Source organism: Streptomyces sp. NBC_00009 (genome assembly GCF_045040855.1).
GTDB lineage: Bacteria > Actinomycetota > Actinomycetes > Streptomycetales > Streptomycetaceae > Streptomyces > Streptomyces aureus.
Genome location: NZ_CP108312.1, coordinates 2,102,250 through 2,122,671, shown reverse-complemented (window position 1 = coordinate 2,122,671; position 20,422 = coordinate 2,102,250). Strand labels below are relative to the sequence as shown.

Here is a 20,422-nt window from a genome sequence, read left to right as displayed (position 1 = left end):
CACCACCTGTCGCACACCTGAAGGCCTCATGCCGCCCACGCTCGCCTCCCTCGTCCACCACTCCGCGCTCAAGCTGACCGTGCGCGCCGGGGAGGAACGGCTGGACACCGCCGTGCGCTGGGCCCACGTCAGTGAGCTCGCCGACCCCGTGCCGTACATGGAGGGCGGCGAGTTGCTCCTGTTCACCGCGCTCAAGCTGGACGCGGAGGACCCGGAGGCGATGCGCCGCTATGTGAAGCGGCTCGCGGGCGCCGGGGTCGTCGGGCTCGGCTTCGCCGTCGGCGTCAACTACGACGCGGTGCCGCAGGCCCTCGTCGACGCGGCGCGCGAGGAGGAGTTCCCGCTCCTCGAAGTGCCGCGCCGCACCCCCTTCATCGCCATCAGCAAGGCTGTCTCCGCCGCCATCGCCGCCGACCAGTACCGCGCCGTCACCGCGGGGTTCGCCGCCCAGCGCGAGCTGACCAAGCAGGCGCTGAGCGGCGGCCCCGAGGGGCTGCTCGGCGCGCTCGCCGGCCAGGTCGACGGCTGGGCCGCGCTGTACGACGCCTCGGGCGCCGTGGTCGCCGCCGCGCCGGAGTGGGCCGGGCGCCGGGCGGCCCGGCTCGTCGCCGACGTCGAGCGGCTGCGCGAGCGGCCCGCCCCGGCCAGCGCCGTGGTCGGCGGCAGCGAACAGCACGGCGGCGGCGACGAGGACCGCGTAGAACTGCACTCGCTCGGCACCGGACGCAGGCCCCGCGCCGCGCTCGCCGTGGGCACCGCCGCGGCCCTGGGCACCGCCGAGCGCTACGCGCTGCACTCCGCCATCGCCCTGCTCACCCTCACCACCGAGCGCTCCCGCTCGCTGCACTCCGCCGAGCAGCGCATCGGCGCCGCGGTCCTGCGGATGCTGCTCGCCGGGGAGCCCGAGCACGCCAGGACCGTCGCGGGGGACCTGTACGGAGGGCTGCTCGACGCGCCCTTCCGGATGATCGTCGCCGAGGTCGCGTCCGCGTCGGCGGGCCGTGCGCACGCCGACGGGCACGCGCGCGTGGCCCTCGACAAGCCGGAGCGGCCCGCGCCGGGCACGGGGGCGGCGGCCGTCGCCGCCTCCGGCGACCCGCTCACCGGGCTCGCCGATGTCGTGGAGGCCGCCGCGGCCCGCTCCGGCGAGGCCGTCCTCGTGGTGCCCGACGGGGACCGGCTCGTCCTGCTCGCCGCCGACGGCGGGGCGTCCGCGGGCGCCTGCACCCAGTACGCCGAGGCCCTGGAGACCGCCCGCCTGACCCAGCGCGAGCAGGGCGGCGCGGGCGAGGACGACGAACTTGTGGTGGGCCTGTCCGCACCGGCCGGGCCGATCGCCGCCGCGACCGCGTACAAGCAGGCCGAACAGGCCTTGTCGGTCGCCCGGCGGCGCGGGCGCGCCCTCGTCGAGCACGAGGAGGTCGCGGCGGGCTCCGTCGTGCCGCTGCTCGCCGACGACGCCGTACGCGCCTTCGCCGACGGCCTCCTGCGGGCCCTGAAGGACCACGACGCGACCGGCCGCGGCGACCTCGTGGCGTCGCTGCGCGCCTGGCTGTCACGGCACGGCCAGTGGGACGCGGCCGCCGCCGACCTCGGCGTGCACCGCCACACCCTGCGCTACCGGATGCGGCGCGTCGAGGAGATCCTCGGCCGCTCGCTCGACGACCCGGACGTGCGCATGGAGCTGTGGCTGGCCCTCAAGGCGACGGGCGCGGGCGGCGAATAGGCCCACCGGGCCCGCCCTTCCGGGCGGAACCCGCACCCGCCTCTGCCAAAGAGGCGCGCCGCACTCGCGGACTCCGACACGTCGGACAAACACGGCTCCGGCCGGGCCCGCCTACCGTTGGTCCGGAAAGACCCCAGTACACACCCACTGCGGAAGGGCCGGGACCGACTATGACCGCCACTCACGCCTTCTGGCTCGCGGGCCGCGAGGCCACCGGTGACGCCACCTTCGACGTCACCAACTCCTACGACGGTCGGCTGGTCGGCAAGGTCAGCGTGCCCACGGACGCGCAGGTCGAGGAGGCCGTCGCCGCCGCGTACGCCGTCCGCGACGAGTTCGCCGCCACCCCCGCCCACGTACGGGCCAAGGCCCTCAACCACGTGGCGGACCGACTGGCCGAGCGCACCGAGGAGATCGCCCAGCTGATCTCCGCCGAGAACGGCAAGCCGATCAAGTGGGCGCGCGGCGAGGTCGGCCGTGCCGTCTCCGTCTTCCGCTTCGCCGCCGAGGAGGCCCGCCGCTTCAACGGAGGCGAGGCCCAGCGTCTCGACACCGACCCGGGCGGCACCGGCCGGCTCGCGCTCACCCGCAAGATCCCCAAGGGCGTCGTCCTCGGCATCGCCCCGTTCAACTTCCCGCTGAACCTCAGCGCCCACAAGGTCGCCCCGGCCATCGCCGTCGGCGCCCCGATCATCCTCAAGCCGGCCCCGGCCACGCCGATCTCCTCGCTGATCCTCGGCGAGCTGCTCGCCGAGACGGACCTGCCGGCCGGCTCCTGGTCCGTCCTGACGGTTCCGAACGACCGCATGCCCGCCCTGGTCCAGGACGAGCGCCTGCCGGTCATCTCCTTCACGGGCTCGGACAAGGTCGGCTACGCGATCATGGACAGCGTGCCGCGCAAGCACTGCACGCTGGAGCTCGGCGGCAACGGCGCGGCCGTCGTCCTCGGCGACTGGGCCTCCGACGAGGACCTGGACTGGGCGGCGACCCGCATCGCCACCTTCTCCAACTACCAGGGCGGCCAGTCCTGCATCTCCGTGCAGCGCGTCATCGCCGACGCCTCCCTGTACGAGCGTCTCCTGCCGAAGATCGTCGCGGCCGTCGACGCCCAGGTCACCGGTGACCCCGCGGACGACGCCACCGACGTCGGCCCGCTCGTCAGCGAAGACGCTGCGAAGCGCGTGGAGTCCTGGGTCGACGAGGCCGTCAAGGCGGGTGCGTCGCTGCTTGCGGGCGGCAAGCGCGACGGCGCCACGTACGCCCCGACCGTCCTCGCCGACGTGCCGGCCGACGTGACGATCTCCTGCGAGGAGGTCTTCGGTCCGGTCCTCACGGTCAAGAAGGTCGACGGCGAGGCCGAGGCGTACGCCGAGGTCAACAGCTCCAAGTACGGCCTCCAGGCGGGCGTGTTCACGCACGACCTGCAGACCGCGTTCCGCGCCCACCGCGCCCTCGAGGTCGGCGGTGTGGTCATCGGCGACGTCCCGTCCTACCGCGCGGACCAGATGCCGTACGGCGGCGCCAAGCAGTCCGGCGTGGGCCGCGAGGGCGTGCGCTACGCGATGGACGACTACACGTACGAGCGCGTGCTCGTCCTGACGGGCCTCGCCCTTTAGGACCCAGCAAGACCCCGGCGTACGCCTGATCCGTACGCCGGCCATGGACGGCCGGAGCCCACTGTGCGGGGGCTCCGGCTGTCCGCGTTCCCGGGCCTTCGTTTGACGACAGGCCCGACGGACCCATGTCCCCCGGATGGCGCTACCGATGACCCGATCGGTGCACGAGGGGTGGTCGGGTTGCCGGTTTTCGGGTACATACGACCGAGTAGCACCCGTCGGTAGCCGATGCCGAACGGCCCCTACTCGCGGCGAGGTGAGCCCCATGGCGGCCCCAACTTCCCAAAAGCCATCCGTGACGGAACGCGAGGCCCGGCAGGTCGCCGAGGCCGCGCGCGAACAGGGCTGGCGCAAGCCGAGCTTCGCCAAGGAGCTCTTCCTCGGGCGCTTCAGGCTGGACCTGATCCACCCCCATCCACAGCCGGCGGGCGAGGACGTCCGGCGCGGCGAGGAGTTCCTCGCCAAGCTGCGCGACTTCTGCGAGACACACATCGACCCGGCCCGTATCGAGCGCGAGGCACAGATCCCCGACGAGGTGATCAACGGGCTCAAGGAGCTCGGCGCCCTCGGCATGAAGATCGACATCAAGTACGGCGGCCTCGGCCTCACGCAGGTCTACTACAACAAGGCCCTCGCCCTGGTCGGCTCCGCGAACCCCGCGATCGGCGCCCTCCTGTCGGCCCACCAGTCCATCGGTGTACCGCAGCCGCTGAAGATCTTCGGGACGCAGGAGCAGAAGGACACCTTCCTGCCGCGCTGCGCCCGCACCGACATCACCGCGTTCCTGCTGACCGAGCCCGACGTCGGCTCGGACCCGGCGCGCCTCGCCACGACCGCGGTGCCCGACGGGGACTCGTACGTCCTCGACGGCGTGAAGCTGTGGACGACGAACGGCGTCGTCGCCGACCTGCTCGTCGTCATGGCGCGGGTGCCGAAGGCGGAGGGGCGCAAGGGCGGCATCACGGCCTTCGTCGTCGAGGCCGACTCCGAAGGGATCACGGTCGAGAACCGCAACGCCTTCATGGGCCTGCGCGGCCTGGAGAACGGCGTGACCCGCTTCCACCAGGTCAGGGTCCCGGCCGCGAACCGCATCGGCCCCGAGGGCGCCGGCCTCAAGATCGCCCTCACCACCCTCAACACGGGCCGGCTCTCGCTGCCTGCGATGTGCGTGGGCGCGGGCAAGTGGTGCCTGAAGATCGCCCGCGAGTGGTCGGGCGCCCGTGAGCAGTGGGGCAAGCCGGTCGCGTTCCACGAGGCGGTCGGCCAGAAGATCTCGTTCATCGCCGCGACGACCTTCGCGCTCGAAGCCGTCGTCGACCTGTCCTCGCAGATGGCCGACGAAAACCGCAACGACATCCGCATCGAGGCCGCCCTCGCCAAGCTCTTCGGCTCCGAGATGGGCTGTCTGATGGCCGACGAGCTGGTCCAGATCCGCGGCGGCCGCGGCTTCGAGACCGCCGAGTCCCTCGCCGCGCGCGGCGAACGCGCCGTCCCCGCCGAGCAGCTCCTGCGCGACCTGCGCATCAACCGCATCTTCGAGGGCTCGACGGAGATCATGCACCTCCTCATCGCCCGCGAGGCCGTGGACGCGCACCTGTCCGTCGCCGGTGACCTGATCGACCCCGACAAGTCCCTGTCCGACAAGGCGAAGGCGGGCGCGAAGGCCGGCGGCTTCTACGCACGCTGGCTGCCGAAGCTCGTCGCCGGACCCGGCCAACTCCCCAACTCCTACAGCGAGTTCCACCCCGACGGCCACGTCGACCTCTCCGGCCATCTGCGCTACGTGGAGCGCTCGGCGCGCAAGCTGGCCCGCTCCACCTTCTACGCCATGTCCCGCTGGCAGGGAAAGATGGAGACCAAGCAGGGCTTCCTCGGCCGGATCGTCGACATCGGCGCCGAACTCTTCGCGATGAGCGCGGCCTGCGTGCGGGCCGAGCACCTGCGCGCCACCGGCGAACACGGCCGCGAGGCCTACCAGCTCGCCGACGTGTTCTGCAGCCAGTCCCGCGTCCGCGTCGACGAACTCTTCGGGCGCCTGTGGCACAACACCGACGAACTGGACCGCAAGGTCACCAAGGGTGTCCTCGGCGGGTCCTACACCTGGCTGGAGGAGGGCGTCATCGACCCGAGCGGCGACGGCGCGTGGATCGCGGACGCGACCCCCGGCCCCTCGAAGCGGGAGAACGTCCGCCGCCCCATCCGCTGAACCGCGCCCCGGGGCCCGCGGGTATCTTGCTCACCGCAAGACCCACAGGCCCCGGGGGAGATGGCAGTGCGTGACGAGCGCAAGTACCGAAACGACCTGGAACGACGGTTCCTCGACCAGGCGCTGAAGACGCGCACCCGCGGCTTCTGGCTCCTCGTCGTCGCCGCGCTGCTGTGGCTGTACGTCCTGGCCCGGCTCCTGCTGCCGCCGGGCTTCCTCCTCGCGTCCGACGGTGAACACGGCGCCGGCTGCGACGGCCCGCTCCTCTTCGAGCAGATCCGCAGCGGATACGACGACAGCATCGCCAACGTCTGCGTCCTCGAACCCTGGCCGATGATCTTCGCCGTCCTCGCGCTCTCCCTCCCCATCGGGATGGCCGGCGCGATCCTCTACGTGCGCGGTGTCCTCAGCGCCAACCTCAGTCACTACATCCGGTCCATGACCGGGCAGTGAGCCGGGCCCCGCCTCCTTGCCTCAAAGGGCGACGAGGCGGACATTGGGTACAGGGGGGAGGCTCCTGTGCCGGGTACCGGGTTCGACCACATCACCACCAAGATCATGCGCGCGGGCGAAGGCAGGATCCTGCGCAAGCTCCAGCGCGTCGCCGACCAGGTCAACTCGGTCGAGGAGGACTTCCGCGCACTCACCGACGCCGAGCTCCAGGCCCTCACCCCCGAGTTCAGGCAGCGCCACACCGACGGCGAGAGCCTGGACGACCTCATGCCCGAGGCCTTCGCCGCCGTCCGCGAGGCCGCGCGCCGCACGCTCGGCATGCGCCACTTCGACGTACAGCTCATGGGCGGCGCCGCGCTCCACCTCGGCAACATCGCCGAGATGCAGACCGGCGAGGGCAAGACCCTGGCCGCGACCCTGCCCGTCTACCTCAACGCGCTGGCCGGGAAGGGCGTCCACCTCGTCACCGTCAACGACTACCTCGCCGAGCGCGACGCCGCCTGGATGGGCCGGGCCTACCGGTTCATGGGCCTCACTGTCGGCGTCGTCAAGAACGACATGGACCCGGCCGAGCGGCGCGCCGCGTACGCCTGCGACATCACGTACGGCACCAACACCGAGTTCGGCTTCGACTACCTGCGCGACAACATGGCGTGGTCGAAGGCCGAACTGGTGCAGCGCGGCCACCACTACGCGATCGTCGACGAGGCGGACTCGATCCTCATCGACGAGGCCCGCACGCCGCTGATCATCTCCGGCCCGGCCGACCAGCCCACCCACTGGTACGGCGTCTTCGCGGGACTGGTCCAGCACATGAACGGCGTCCAGGTCCAGGACGAGCACTTCACCAGCCAGGCCGACAAGGACCGGCTCGCCGGGCTGCGGGCCACGTACGACTACGAGTACGACCCGAAGAAGCGGACCGTGGCGATCCTGGACCGTGGGGTCTCCTACCTGGAGGACCAGCTCGGCATCGAGAACTTCTACGAGGCGGCCCACACCCCGCTCATCGGGCACCTGAACAACGCGCTCAAGGCCAAGGAGCATTTCAAGAACGACAAGGACTACGTCGTCATCGACGGCGAGGTCCTCATCGTCGACGAGCACACCGGCCGCATCCTCGACGGCCGCCGCTACAACGAGGGCCTGCACCAGGCCATCGAGGCCAAGGAAGGGGTGACGATCAAGGACGAGAACCAGACGCTCGCCACGATCACCCTGCAGAACTTCTTCCGCCTCTACTCCAAGCTCGGCGGCATGACCGGCACCGCCATGACCGAGGCCGCCGAGTTCCACCAGATCTACAAGCTGCACGTCGTGCCCATCCCCACCAACCGGCCGATGGTCCGCCGCGACGACCCCGACCTGATCTACCGCACCGAGAGGGCCAAGCTCGACGCGATCGTCGAGGACATCGCCGAGAAGCACGCCACCGGCCAGCCCGTCCTTGTCGGCACCACCTCCGTCGAGAAGTCCGAGCTCCTGTCCGAACAGCTCAGGAGGCACGGCATCCGGCACGAGGTACTCAACGCCAAGAACCACCGCCGCGAGGCCCAGATCGTCGCGCAGGCCGGCCGCAAGGGCGCCGTCACCGTCGCCACGAACATGGCGGGCCGCGGCACCGACATCATGCTCGGGGGCAACCCGGAGGCGATGACCGCCGCCGCACTCGACGAACGCGACCCCGCCGAGGACGACGGCCCCGACCGGCGCCGCGCCGTGGAGGAGAGCGTCGCCGCGTCCGCCGCCGCCGAGCACGACGAGGTGAAGGAGCTCGGCGGGCTCTACGTCCTCGGCACCGAACGGCACGAGTCCCGGCGCATCGACAACCAGCTGCGCGGCCGCTCGGGACGCCAGGGCGACCCCGGGGCGTCCCGCTTCTACCTGTCCCTCGAGGACGATCTGATGCGCCTGTTCCGCGCCCAGGCCGTCGACCGGGTCATGGCGATGGCGAACGTCCCCGCGTCCGTGCCCATCGAGAACAAGATGGTCACCCGCGCCATCGCCTCCGCCCAGTCCCAGGTCGAGCAGCAGCACTTCGAGTCCCGCAAGGACGTCCTCAAGTTCGACGAGGTCCTCAACCGGCAGCGCACCCTCATCTACCGCGAGCGGCGCCGCGTCCTGGAGGGCGAGGACCTGCGCGCCCAGATCCTCCTCTTCATGGACGACACCATCGAGGCGTACATCACCCACGAGACCGCCGAGGGCTACCCGGAGGAATGGGACCTCGACGCGCTCTGGGCCGCCTTCCACGAGCTCTACCCGTGCGGCATCACCCCCGACGAGCTCGACGACGAGGCGGGCGGGCGTGCCGGTCTGACCGCCGGCCTCCTCCTCGACGCGGTCACCGACGACATCCACGCCCGCTTCGAGGAACGCGAGAGCGAGCTTGGCGCCGAGGCCCTGCGCGATCTGGAACGCGTCGTGGTCCTCGCAGTCCTGGACCGCAAATGGCGCGAACACCTCTACGAGATGGACTACCTCCGCGAAGGCATCGGCCTGCGCTACACGCTGGGCCGCGAGCCGATCTTCGAGTACGAACGCGAGGGGTTCGACCTGTTCACGGCCATGATGGACGCCATCAAGGAGGAGTCTGTCGGCTACGTCTTCAACCTCGACACCACCGCCGACGCACCGCCCCCCGAAGCCCTCGACGCGGCCCGCCGCCCCGACCGTCTCCACTACAGCGCGCCCACCGTGGACACCGCCGGGGGCCTACAGGAAGGCAACTTCAATACGGCCCCCGCCGAGCTCGCACCGGGCGACGTGGAGCCGCCCCCAGGCTCCCCGCGGCCGCCCTCCCGGCCGTAGGGCCGCCGCCGGCGCAGGCGATGACGAACCGCCGGGGGACGCGCTGTCCAGGAGGACCTCGGGCCACGCCACAATGGGGGGCATGAGCGACAGCGCATCCCCCCTCGCGGACCCGCACCTCGTCTTCGACCCCGCCGGCTCGGACGGCCCGCGGGACGTCGTCATCCTCGGCTCCACGGGCTCGATCGGCACCCAGGCCATCGGCCTGGTGCTGCGCAACCCCGACCGGTTCACGGTCACGGCGCTGTCCGCCGCGGGCGGCCGGGTCGGCCTGCTCGCCGAACAGGCCAGGCAGCTGCGCGTACGTACCGTCGCGGTCGCCCGCGAGGACGTCGTGCCCGCCCTGCGCGAGGCCCTGAGGGCGCAGTACGCCGACGGCGAGCCGCTCCCCGAGATCCTGGCGGGACCCGACGCGGCCACCCAGCTCGCCGCCTCCCCCTGCCACACGGTGCTCAACGGCATCACCGGATCCATCGGCCTCGCCCCGACACTCGCCGCCCTGGAGGCCGGACGCACCCTCGCCCTCGCCAACAAGGAGTCGCTCATCGTCGGCGGTCCCCTGGTCAAGGCGCTCGCGAAGCCGGGCCAGATCATCCCGGTCGACTCCGAGCACGCCGCGCTCTTCCAGGGCCTCGCGGCCGGCAAGCGCTCGGACGTCCGCAAGCTCGTCGTCACCGCGTCCGGGGGCCCCTTCCGGGGACGGACCAAGGCGGACCTCGCGCACGTCACGCCCGAGGACGCGCTCGCGCACCCGACCTGGGCGATGGGCCCGGTCATCACCGTCAACTCCGCGACCCTCGTCAACAAGGGCCTGGAGGTGATCGAGGCGCACCTCCTCTACGACATCCCGTTCGAGAGGATCGAGGTGGTCGTGCACCCGCAGTCGTACGTGCACTCCATGGTCGAGTTCACGGACGGCTCCACCCTCGCCCAGGCCACGCCCCCCGACATGCGCGGACCCATCGCGATCGGCCTCGGCTGGCCCGAGCGGATCCCCGACGCGGCGCCCGCGTTCGACTGGACGAAGGCGTCGAGCTGGGAGTTCTTCCCTCTCGACACCGAGGCCTTCCCCTCGGTCGGGCTCGCCCGGCACGTCGGCGAGCTCGCGGGCACGGCCCCGGCAGTGTTCAATGCCGCAAACGAGGAGTGCGTGGACGCGTTCCTGAACGGCGCGCTGCCGTTCAACGGCATCATGGACACCGTCACGAAGGTCGTCGAGGAACACGGCGTACCTTCGACCACGACGTCGGGAACTTCCCTGACCGTCGCGGACGTCCTCGAAGCGGAGACCTGGGCACGCGCCCGGGCCCGTGAACTGACGGCACAGGCGACATCGACCGCGGAGGCTCGTGCATGACGACCCTGATGATGATCCTCGGCATAGTCGTCTTCGCGATCGGACTCCTCGTCTCGATCGCCTGGCACGAGCTGGGGCATCTGTCGACCGCGAAGCTCTTCAAGATCCGCGTGCCGCAGTACATGGTCGGCTTCGGCCCGACCATCTGGTCGCGCAAGAAGGGCGATACGGAGTACGGCGTCAAGGCGATCCCGCTGGGCGGCTACATCCGCATGATCGGCATGTTCCCGCCCGGCTCGGACGGGAAGATCCAGGCCCGCTCCACCTCACCGTTCCGCAGCATGGTCGAGGACGCGCGGGCGGCGGCCTTCGAGGAGCTCCAGCCGGGCGACGAGACGCGGCTCTTCTACACGCGCAAGCCGTGGAAGAGGGTCATCGTGATGTTCGCGGGCCCCTTCATGAACCTGATCCTCGCGGTCGGCCTCTTCTTCACCGTCCTGATGGGCTTCGGCATCACGCAGCAGACCACCACGGTCAGCTCGGTCCAGAGTTGCGTGGTCAAGCAGAGCGAGAACCGCGACACGTGCAAGAAGTCCGACCCCGCGTCCCCGGCCGCCGCGGCCGGACTGCGGGCCAAGGACAAGATCGTCTCGTTCAACGGCGTGAAGACCGACCAGTGGAACACCCTCTCCGACGAGATCCGCGCCAACCCCGGCAGGACCGTCGACATCGTCGTCCTGCGCGACGGCCAGGAGAAGGTCCTGCATGCCAAGATCGCCACCAACCAGGTGGCGAAGAAGGACAGCAGCGGCCAGATCGTCCAGGGCGAGTACATCAACGCCGGATTCCTCGGCTTCAGCGCCTCGACCGGTGTCGTGCGCCAGGACTTCGGCGACTCCGTGACGTGGATGGGCGACCGGGTCGGCGACGCCGTCAACTCGCTCGCGGCGCTGCCCGGCAAGATCCCGGCCCTGTGGGACGCGGCCTTCGGCGACGGCCCGCGTGAGCCGGACTCGCCGATGGGCGTGGTCGGCGCCGCCCGCGTCGGCGGGGAGATCTTCAACCTGGACATCCCGGCGACCCAGCAGCTCGGCATGGCCCTGATGCTCGTCGCGGGCTTCAACCTGTCGCTGTTCCTCTTCAACATGCTGCCGTTGCTCCCCCTGGACGGCGGGCACATCGCCGGCGCCCTGTGGGAGTCCCTGCGACGGAACGTGGCGAAGGTCTTCAAGCGGCCCGACCCCGGCCCGTTCGACGTGGCGAAGCTGATGCCCGTCGCCTACGTCGTGGCCGGAATCTTCGTCTGCTTCACCGTCCTGGTACTGATCGCGGACGTCGTCAACCCGGTCAAAATCACGTAGTTACCCATAGTTCATGGCGGCCAGGCATGCTCTGTGCCCGGCCGCCTACCTTTGGGTGGACTTCCGGACGTGATGTGCTCGGCGCCGGGCCGGTGCCGTAATCTCGAAGCCTGGAGCCCGCTCACCACGGGACCCCGATCCGTGTCTTCTTCTCGGGTCTCGATTCCACACCTTGGGGTTGCACAGCAGATGACTGCGATTTCTCTCGGCATGCCGTCCGTTCCGACCAAGCTCGCCGAGCGCCGCAAGAGCCGGCAGATCCAGGTCGGCACCGTGGCGGTCGGCGGAGACGCACCGGTGTCGGTGCAGTCCATGACGACGACCCGTACGTCCGACATCGGCGCCACGCTCCAGCAGATCGCCGAGCTCACCGCGTCCGGCTGCCAGATCGTCCGTGTGGCCTGCCCCACGCAGGACGACGCCGACGCGCTGCCCGTCATCGCGAGGAAGTCGCAGATCCCCGTGATCGCGGACATCCACTTCCAGCCGAAGTACGTCTTCGCCGCCATCGAGGCGGGCTGCGCCGCGGTCCGGGTGAACCCGGGCAACATCAAGCAGTTCGACGACAAGGTCAAGGAGATCGCGCAGGCGGCCAAGGACCACGGCACCCCGATCCGCATCGGCGTGAACGCGGGCTCGCTCGACGCCCGGCTCCTGAAGAAGTACGGCAAGGCCACCCCCGAGGCGCTCGTCGAGTCCGCCCTGTGGGAGGCGTCCCTCTTCGAGGAGCACGGCTTCCGCGACATCAAGATCTCGGTCAAGCACAACGACCCGGTCGTGATGGTGAACGCCTACCGCCAGCTCGCCGCCCAGTGCGACTACCCGCTGCACCTCGGCGTCACCGAGGCGGGCCCCGCCTTCCAGGGCACCATCAAGTCCGCCGTCGCGTTCGGCGCGCTGCTCTCCGAGGGCATCGGCGACACCATCCGCGTCTCCCTGTCGGCCCCGCCGGTCGAGGAGATCAAGGTGGGCAACCAGATCCTGGAGTCGCTCAACCTCAAGCCGCGCCGCCTGGAGATCGTCTCCTGCCCGTCCTGCGGCCGCGCCCAGGTCGACGTCTACAAGCTCGCCGAAGAGGTCACCGCGGGCCTCGACGGCATGGAGGTTCCGCTGCGCGTCGCCGTCATGGGCTGCGTCGTGAACGGACCGGGCGAAGCCCGTGAGGCCGACCTCGGCGTCGCCTCCGGCAACGGCAAGGGCCAGATCTTCGTGAAGGGCGAGGTCATCAAGACCGTCCCCGAGTCGAAGATCGTCGAGACCCTCATCGAAGAGGCGCTGAAGATCGCCGAGCAGATGGAACGGGACGGCGTCACCTCCGGCGAGCCGACGGTGGCCGTCGCCGGCTGACCCATGTCGTGACCTTGAGGCCCGTCGCCCCTTCGGGGACGACGGGCCTTTGCGTGTCCGAGTTCCCGGGGTGCGGGCCGTGGGTGGTTGCTCGCGCAGTTCCCCGCGCCCCTTCGGCATGCGGCTGCGCCGCTGCCTCATCGATGAGATGCCCTGGCGAAGCCAGGCAGCTCAGGGGCGCGGGGAACTGCGCGACCGGCCACGACGGCGCCGCAGTCGCCCGACGACAGCAGCCCTCCGGCCGGGAAGGCGCGGGGCCGCCGCAGGCAGGCCCCCTGAACCCCGCCTACCAAAGAGGCAGGGGCGCCGCACAATTCCGGCAGGTACAGTGCGGAGATCAGCAGACCGTATGGTGAGGCCCCCGCACGTGTTGACTCAGACCACCACCCGGGTCCTCGAACCGAGTGACCTCGACGCCGCGCTCGCGGTGCTGGACCGCGAGCCGGTTGCCAATGCCTTCGTGGCGTCCCGCGTCCAGGTAGCGGGCCTCGACCCGTGGCGTCTGGGCGGCGAGATGTGGGGCTGGTACGAGGACGGGATGCTCGAGTCCCTCTGCTACGCGGGCGCGAACCTGGTCCCGATCTGCGCCACCCCGAGGGCCGTGCGCGGGTTCGCCGACCGGGCCCGCAGGGCCGGGCGCCGCTGCTCCTCCATCGTCGGCCCCGCCGAGCCCACCGCCCAGCTGTGGCGGCTGCTCGAACCGAACTGGGGCCCGGCCAGGGACGTGCGCGCCCAGCAGCCCCTCATGGTCACCGACCGGCTCCCCGACGACATCGTCCCGGACCCGTACGTCCGTCGCGTCCGGAAGGACGAGATGGAGACGATCATGCCGGCGTGCGTGGCGATGTTCACGGAGGAGGTCGGCGTCTCGCCGCTCGCCGGTGACGGGGGCCTGCTGTACCAGGCGAGGGTGGCCGAGCTGGTCGGCTCGGGGCGCTCGTTCGCCCGGCTCGACGAGCACGGCAAGGTGATCTTCAAGGCCGAGATCGGTGCACAGACGACGCGGGCCTGCCAGATCCAGGGCGTGTGGATCGCCCCCGAACACCGCGGCCGCGGCCTCGCCGCCCCGGGCATGGCGGCGGTCCTGCGCTATGCGCTCGCGGATGTCGCGCCGCTGGTCAGCCTGTACGTGAACGACTTCAACACCCCGGCGCGGGCCGCGTACCGCCGGGTCGGATTCGAGGAAGTCGGCGCCTTCATGAGCGTCCTGTTCTGACGCGTCGGCGCGCTTCCCGTGGCACCTGTCTCACATTTCTGGCGCCATTTGACATTAGCGCCCCTTATGGAAGATAAAGAAACTCCTTTGGTTCAAGCTTCACCCAGTGTGACCAACCTCCGTGTGCACACCGGCGTGGATGCTGATGAGTTTCTACGCGAATGAGTGCCGCCATGCCCGACCGTGCCAGTGACCCCTCCCAGGCAGCCTGGGAGGAGTGGCGTGCCGAGCGGCACCGCTCCGTCACCGGTCCCACCGGGAACCTCGCCCTCGTCGAGACCCGCTGGCTGCACGCGGGCGAGCGCCCCGACCTCACGGCGGCCCGCGCCGGACAGCGCGACAGCGTGACCGTCACCACCGTCGAGCGCACCGACATGGTGACCGGCGAGCCCGAGTACGCGCTGCGGTTCTGGGACGCCGAGTCCCCCGCGATCCGGAACTTCGAGCGCACCGACGCGTTCCCGTTCGACCCGGCCTGGGTCCTGGACGCCACGTACACCCCCGTCGAGGACGGCCGCCGCGTCGCCTTCGAGCACATCCGGGACAACGGCGGCACCCGTGACCTCGCCGTCCCCGGCGACATCGCGCTCACCGTCGACGGCACCGACTACACGCTCAGCGCCTTCGACGACGACGGCACGCTGCTGCTCGTCTTCGGCGACCCGACCAACGGGACGGCCACCTACGGCGCGGGCCGGTTCCTCTTCGTCGAGCACACGGGAGAGGGGCGGGTGCGGCTCGACTTCAACCGCGCATTCGTCCCGCCGTGCGGCTTCTCCGATCAGTACAACTGTCCGATGCCGCCGCGGCAGAACCGCTTCCATCTGCCCGTGGAAGCGGGCGAGAAGCTCCCCGTCTTCCGCGACGGCTTCGCCGACCAGCACTGATCCCCGCGCTCCCCCTCCCCGCGCCCCGTACGAAGGCAGCCTCCATGAACCTCCCCAAGAAGCCCCTGTCCGCCGGTGTGCTCACCGTCGCCCTCGCCGTGACCCTCGCCGCGTGCGGCGGCTCCGGCGACAACAACAGCAGCGGCGGCAGTGGCTCGTACGACAAGAACGCCACGGTCAACATCGGCTCCCTGTACGAGCCGCAGAACCTCGACAACACCGGAGGCGGCGGCCAGGGCGTCACCGAGGCGCTCAACGGCAATGTCTACGAGGGCCTGTTCAAGCTCACCGACGACGGCAAGGTCGACAAGCTCCTCGCCAAGGACTACAAGGTCTCCGGCGACGGGCTCACCTACACCTTCACCCTGCGCGACGGCGTGAAGTTCCACAGCGGCAAGGCGCTGACCAGCAAGGACGTCAAGTACAGCCTGGAGAAGGTGATCGTGCCGGACTCGCAGTCCGCGCGCAAGAGCAACCTCGAGGTCATCAAGGCGGTCGACACCCCCGACGCGAAGACCGTGAAGGTCACGCTGAAGCAGAAGTCGATCTCCTTCGTCTACAACCTGTCCTACGTCTGGATCATCAACGACCAGGCGAAGAACCTGAAGACGACCGAGGACGGCACGGGCCCGTACAAGCTGGGCAAGTGGACGCGCGGCTCCGCGCTCGGCCTCGACCGCTTCCCCGGCTACTGGGGCACCGCCGCCACGAACAAGCAGGTCGTCTTCCACTACTACAAGGACGCGACCGCGCTGAACAACGCGCTTCTGACGAACGCCGTGGACGTCGTCACCAGCGAGCAGTCGCCCGACGCCCTCGACCAGTTCAAGTCCAACCAGAGCTACAAGGTCAACGACGGCAACTCGACGACCAAGCTCCTGCTCGCCTTCAACGACAAGGCCAAGCCCTTCACGGACGTCAAGGTCCGCAAGGCCGTCTCGTCCGCGATCGACGACAAGAAGCTCCTCGAGTCCGTGTGGGGCGGCTACGGCAAGGAGATCGGGTCGATGGTGCCGCCCACCGACCCCTGGTACGAGGACCTGACCAAGGTCAACGCGTACGACCCGACCGAGGCCAAGAAGCTGCTCAAGGAGGCCGGTTACGCGAAGGGCTTCAGCTTCACGCTGGACACCCCGAACTACGACCCGCACCCGACGGCCGCCACCTTCATCAAGTCGCAGCTCGCCAAGGTCGGCATCACCGTCAAGATCAACACGATCACGCCCGACGAGTGGTACACGAAGGTCTACAAGAACCACGACTTCTCGGCCACGCTCCAGGAGCACGTGAACGACCGTGACGTCGTCTGGTACGGCAACCCCGACTTCTACTGGGGCTACGACAACAAGCAGGTCGTCAAGTGGGTCGAGGACGCCGAGAAGGCATCGTCGACGCAAGCGCAGACCGACATCCTCAAGAAGGTCAACCGCAAGACCGCCGAGGACGCCGCCAGCGACTGGCTGTACCTGTACCCGCAGATCGTCGTCGCCAACAGCAAGCTGTCCGGCTACCCGCTCAACGGCCTGAACTCGCAGTTCTTCGCGTACGACATAAAGAAGGGCTGATGACCGGCTATCTCCTGCGCCGCCTCGCCTTCCTCGTCGTCTCCCTGGTCCTCGCGAGCATCGTCCTGTTCGTGCTGCTGAGGATGCTGCCCGGCGACCCGGCGAACGCGCTCACCTCCGTGGGCGCCTCGCCGGAGCAGATCGCGGCGGCACGGCACTCCATCGGCTCCGACAAACCGCTGCCCGAGCAGTTCACCCACTGGATTGGGCAGCTCGCGACCGGCGACCTCGGCACGTCCTTCGTCAGCTCGCTGCCCGTCGGACCCGAGGTCGTCCAGCGCCTGAGCGTGACCGTGCCGCTGACCCTGTCCGCGTTCGTGCTCGCCGTGCTGATCGCGGTCCCGGCCGGCTTCGTCGCCGCGTACAAGCGCCGGACCTGGTACGGCGCCCTGCTCAGTGGGGTGTCCCAACTGGGCATCGCCGTACCGGTGTTCTGGCTCGGCATGATCCTCATCGTCGTGTTCGCGCTGAACGCGGGCTGGCTGCCGTCCGGCGGCTTCCCGCAGAACGGCTGGTCCGACCCCGCACAGGCGATCCGCTCCCTCGTCCTGCCCGTCGTCACCATCGCCCTCGTCATGTCGGCGTCCCTGATCCGCTACGTCAGATCGGCGACGCTCGACGTCCTCGACAGCGACTTCCTGCGCACCTCGCGCGCCCTCGGCTCGTCCTTCGGACAGGCCATGTGGCGCCACGGACTGCGCAACGCCTCCGTGCCGGTCATCTCGATCCTCGGCATCGAGCTGGCGTCGACCCTGCTCGGCGCGGTCGTCGTCGAGTCCGTGTTCGCGCTGCCGGGGCTCGGCTCCCTGCTCGCCACCGGCATCGCCCAGCACGACTACCCCGTCATCCAGGGCGTCCTGTTCGTCTCCACCCTCGCCGTGCTGCTCATCGGCTTCGCCGCCGACCTCGTGCAGCGGATCATCGACCCACGGCTGCGCAACCGGCTCTCGGGAGGCGCCCGATGAAGCGTTCCGCGACCCTGTGGACGGGGTGCGTCCTCGCCGGACTCATCGCCCTCATCGCGCTCGTCTCCCTCTTCTGGCTGCCGTACGACCCCTCGGACACCTCCGGCGGACGGCTCGCCGGGCCGGGCGACGGACACCTGATCGGCACCGACAAGCTCGGCCGCGACCTGCTGACGCAGCTCATGACCGGGTCCAGGATCGCGATCGCGGCCGGGCTCGGGTCCGTCCTGATCGCGGCCGTCGTCGGCATCACGCTCGGCCTCATAGCGGCGTTCGCGCAGGGGTGGTTCGACGACACCGTCTCGGCGCTGCTCGACATCCTCATCGCGTTCCCGACGCTGCTGCTCGCCATGCTGATCGTCTCCGCCCGCTCGGCGACCCTCACCTCGGCGATCATCGCGATCGGTCTCGCCCAGAGCGCGATCGTCGCGCGCCTCACCCGGATCCTGGCCAAACGCGTCCTCGCGCAGGACTACATCACCGCGTCCCGCACCTCCGGCACGTCCTGGCCGCGGATCGTCGGCGAGCACGTGCTGCCCAACATCTGGCCGACGCTCTCGGTCAACCTGGCGCTCCAGTTCGGACTCGCCGTCCTCGCCGAGGCGAGCCTGTCCTACCTCGGCCTCGGCGCCCCGCCGCCCAACGCCTCGTGGGGGCGCATGCTCCAGGAGGCCCAGGCGACGTTCACGACCGCGCCGGCGGGCGCCCTCGCGCCCGGCATCCTCCTCGTGCTGCTCGTCATCGGCGTCAACCTCGTCGCCGACGGCCTGCGCGACACCTTCGACCCGGCCCGGCGCAGGAGGACAGCGGCATGAGCCTGCTCGACGTACGCGACCTCACCATCCGCACCGGCGACGGCCGCGCCCTCGTATCCGATCTCACCTTCTCGGTCGACCGGGGCGAACGGCTCGGCCTCATCGGCGAGTCCGGGTCCGGCAAGTCACTCACCACCCTCGCCGTGCTCGGCCTGCTCCCCGACGGGATGACCGCCACGGGCAGCGTCGAACTCGACGGCACCCAGATCGTCGGCGCGAGCGAGAAGCGGCTGGTCGACGTACGCGGCCGCGTCGCCGCGATCGTCTTCCAGGAGCCGCTGACCGCGCTCGACCCGCTCATGCGCGTGGGCAGGCAGCTCGCCGAACCGCTGCGCCGCCGCCGCGGCCTCAAGGGCGAGGCGCTCCGCAAGGCCGTCGCCGAAGCCCTCGAGCAGGTCAGGCTGCCCGAACCCGGGCGCATCGCCCGCGCGTTCCCGCACGAGATCTCCGGCGGCCAGCGCCAGCGCGTCGCCCTCGCCATGGCGCTCGCCTGCGACCCCGACCTGCTCATCGCCGACGAGCCGACCACCGCGCTCGACGTCACCGTGCAGTCCGAGATGCTCGTCCTGCTCGACACCCTCGTGGGGGAGCGCGGCATGGCCGTCCTCTTCGTCAGCCACGACCTGGCCGTCGTCTCGCGCGTCACCGACCGCGTCCTCGTGATGAAGGACGGGCGCGCCGTCGAGGACGGGACGGTACGCGACCTGGTGCGCGCGCCCCGGCAGGCGTACACGAAGGCGCTCGTCGACAGCGCGCGGAAGCTCGAATCCGCCCTCGACCTGGGAGAGCCCCGATGACCGCCGTACTGGAACTCGACTCGGTCGGACACACCTACCGGGGGAGCGCGGCGCCCGTCGTCGAGGACGTCTCCCTCAAGGTCGACGCGGGCCACAGCCTCGCGCTCGTCGGCGAGTCGGGGGCCGGCAAGACGACCCTGCTCCGGCTGCTCCTCGGCCTCGCCGGCCCCACCACCGGGACGGTCCGCTTCGACGGGGATCCGCTGCGGCTCGGCGACCGCGAGCAGATGCGGCGCTTCCGGCGCTCCGTGCAGTGCGTCTTCCAGGACCCGTACGCCTCCCTCGACCCGCGCCGGCGGGTCAGCCGCATCGTCGCGGAGCCGCTGCGCTCGCTCGGCGTGGCCACCGGCGCCGCCGCGCAGGCGAAGGTCGCCGAGGCTCTGGAACAGGTCGGGCTCCCGGCGGACGCGGCGTCGCGCTACCCGCACGAGTTCTCCGGCGGCCAGCGCCAGCGCATCGCCATCGCCCGGGCCACCGTGTGCGATCCGCGCGTCCTGCTCGCCGACGAACCCGTCAGCGCGCTCGACGTCACCACCCGCGTCAAGGTCGTCGACCTGCTCGGCGAGCTCAAGCGGGAGCGGGGCCTGACCATCGTCATGGTCTCCCACGACCTGTCCGTGGTGGCCGCCCTGTGCGAACGGACCGCCGTACTCGAACGCGGACGCGTCGTCGAGCAGGGCGAGACCCGTGACGTGCTCGGATCGCCCCAACACCCCTACACGCGGCGGCTGCTCGACAGCGTTCCCAGGCTGCCCGTCTGATCAGATGAGGGCCGTCGGACGGCCCTGTAGTCTCCCCGTCATGACCCAGGACGACGTCGTCACCATCGGGCCTCTCGACCTCGCGGAACACGTGGACGAGGCACTGGCCGTGCAGGCGTACGCCTTCGGCCTGAGCGACGACGAGATCGCCGTGCGCCGCCAGATCGTGCTGCGGCACCTCACCTACCCCGGAGCGCGCGCCCTCGGCGCCCACACCGGGGGCGGCCGGCTCGTCGGCTTCGTCTACGGCATGCCGAACGACCGCGCCCACTGGTGGTCCACCGTGGTGGAGCCCTATCTGCGCTCGCGCTCGCTGGACGGATGGCTCGACGACTCCTTCGTGATCACCGAGCTGCACGTCCACCCCCGCTACCAGAACCGCGGGATCGGCCGGTCCCTCATCACGACCATCACGGACAGCGCCGACGAGCCCAGGTCGATCCTCTCGGCCATCGACTTCGACAGCCCGGCCCGCGGCCTGTACCGCTCGCTCGGCTACGAGGACCTCGCCCGGCAGGTCCTCTTCCCCAGCGCTCCCCGGCCCTACGCGGTCATGGGCGCACCGCTCCCGCTGCGTCGCTGAAGGCAGCCGATTTCCG

General features: G+C 70.5%; 16 protein-coding genes. All 16 read left to right on the top strand.

Annotated features, from left to right (window positions below; all coding sequences use genetic code 11):
• Positions 1 to 28 precede the first annotated feature (28 nt).
• The 16 genes from OHA58_RS09370 (at position 29) to OHA58_RS09295 (ending at position 20,406) form a co-directional block, all read left to right on the top strand.
• Positions 29 to 1,726: a PucR family transcriptional regulator gene (locus OHA58_RS09370; RefSeq protein ID WP_405478190.1), complete on the top strand. Its 1,698-nt coding sequence runs from the start codon at positions 29 to 31 to the stop codon at positions 1,724 to 1,726.
• 170 nt (positions 1,727 to 1,896) lie between these two features.
• Positions 1,897 to 3,342 (top strand): aldehyde dehydrogenase family protein, encoded by a 1,446-nt coding sequence (locus tag OHA58_RS09365; RefSeq protein ID WP_405478189.1) that lies wholly within the window; start codon positions 1,897 to 1,899, stop codon positions 3,340 to 3,342.
• Positions 3,343 to 3,607: 265 nt separating this feature from the next.
• Positions 3,608 to 5,548 carry an acyl-CoA dehydrogenase family protein gene (locus OHA58_RS09360; RefSeq protein ID WP_405478187.1) on the top strand — a complete coding sequence of 647 codons (1,941 nt, stop codon included), beginning with the start codon at positions 3,608 to 3,610 and terminating at the stop codon, positions 5,546 to 5,548.
• A gap of 66 nt (positions 5,549 to 5,614) precedes the next feature.
• Positions 5,615 to 6,001, top strand: coding sequence for a hypothetical protein (locus tag OHA58_RS09355; RefSeq protein ID WP_405478186.1), 387 nt, complete (start codon positions 5,615 to 5,617; stop codon positions 5,999 to 6,001).
• Between the two features lie 105 nt (positions 6,002 to 6,106).
• Positions 6,107 to 8,812 (top strand): preprotein translocase subunit SecA, encoded by a 2,706-nt coding sequence (gene secA / locus OHA58_RS09350; protein ID WP_405484866.1) that lies wholly within the window; start codon positions 6,107 to 6,109, stop codon positions 8,810 to 8,812.
• A gap of 82 nt (positions 8,813 to 8,894) precedes the next feature.
• Positions 8,895 to 10,169 carry a 1-deoxy-D-xylulose-5-phosphate reductoisomerase gene (dxr, locus tag OHA58_RS09345; protein ID WP_405478184.1) on the top strand — a complete coding sequence of 425 codons (1,275 nt, stop codon included), beginning with the start codon at positions 8,895 to 8,897 and terminating at the stop codon, positions 10,167 to 10,169.
• Between the two features lie 8 nt (positions 10,170 to 10,177).
• On the top strand, positions 10,178 to 11,470 hold the full coding sequence (locus tag OHA58_RS09340) for a M50 family metallopeptidase (RefSeq protein WP_405484864.1): 1,293 nt from the start codon (positions 10,178 to 10,180) through the stop codon (positions 11,468 to 11,470).
• 189 nt (positions 11,471 to 11,659) lie between these two features.
• Complete coding sequence (gene ispG / locus OHA58_RS09335; RefSeq protein WP_405478182.1) at positions 11,660 to 12,817, top strand: flavodoxin-dependent (E)-4-hydroxy-3-methylbut-2-enyl-diphosphate synthase; 1,158 nt, start codon at positions 11,660 to 11,662, stop codon at positions 12,815 to 12,817.
• A gap of 367 nt (positions 12,818 to 13,184) precedes the next feature.
• Positions 13,185 to 14,033: a GNAT family N-acetyltransferase gene (locus tag OHA58_RS09330; RefSeq protein ID WP_405478180.1), complete on the top strand. Its 849-nt coding sequence runs from the start codon at positions 13,185 to 13,187 to the stop codon at positions 14,031 to 14,033.
• Positions 14,034 to 14,194: 161 nt separating this feature from the next.
• Positions 14,195 to 14,920 carry a DUF1684 domain-containing protein gene (locus tag OHA58_RS09325; protein WP_405478178.1) on the top strand — a complete coding sequence of 242 codons (726 nt, stop codon included), beginning with the start codon at positions 14,195 to 14,197 and terminating at the stop codon, positions 14,918 to 14,920.
• Between the two features lie 44 nt (positions 14,921 to 14,964).
• Positions 14,965 to 16,485: an ABC transporter substrate-binding protein gene (locus tag OHA58_RS09320; protein ID WP_405478176.1), complete on the top strand. Its 1,521-nt coding sequence runs from the start codon at positions 14,965 to 14,967 to the stop codon at positions 16,483 to 16,485.
• Positions 16,485 to 17,450 carry an ABC transporter permease gene (locus OHA58_RS09315; protein WP_405478174.1) on the top strand — a complete coding sequence of 322 codons (966 nt, stop codon included), beginning with the start codon at positions 16,485 to 16,487 and terminating at the stop codon, positions 17,448 to 17,450. The genes OHA58_RS09320 and OHA58_RS09315 overlap by 1 nt, the downstream gene beginning before the upstream one ends.
• Positions 17,447 to 18,265, top strand: a complete 819-nt coding sequence (locus tag OHA58_RS09310) for an ABC transporter permease (protein WP_405478172.1) — start codon at positions 17,447 to 17,449, stop codon at positions 18,263 to 18,265. Before OHA58_RS09315 ends, OHA58_RS09310 begins: the two co-directional genes overlap by 4 nt.
• Entirely contained in the window at positions 18,262 to 19,062 is an 801-nt protein-coding gene (locus OHA58_RS09305; protein WP_405478170.1) for an ATP-binding cassette domain-containing protein, read from the top strand. The genes OHA58_RS09310 and OHA58_RS09305 overlap by 4 nt, the downstream gene beginning before the upstream one ends.
• Positions 19,059 to 19,823: an ABC transporter ATP-binding protein gene (locus OHA58_RS09300; protein ID WP_405478168.1), complete on the top strand. Its 765-nt coding sequence runs from the start codon at positions 19,059 to 19,061 to the stop codon at positions 19,821 to 19,823. Before OHA58_RS09305 ends, OHA58_RS09300 begins: the two co-directional genes overlap by 4 nt.
• Before the next feature lie 40 nt (positions 19,824 to 19,863).
• Positions 19,864 to 20,406, top strand: coding sequence for a GNAT family N-acetyltransferase (locus OHA58_RS09295; RefSeq protein ID WP_405478167.1), 543 nt, complete (start codon positions 19,864 to 19,866; stop codon positions 20,404 to 20,406).
• The last annotated feature ends 16 nt before the right edge of the window (positions 20,407 to 20,422 follow it).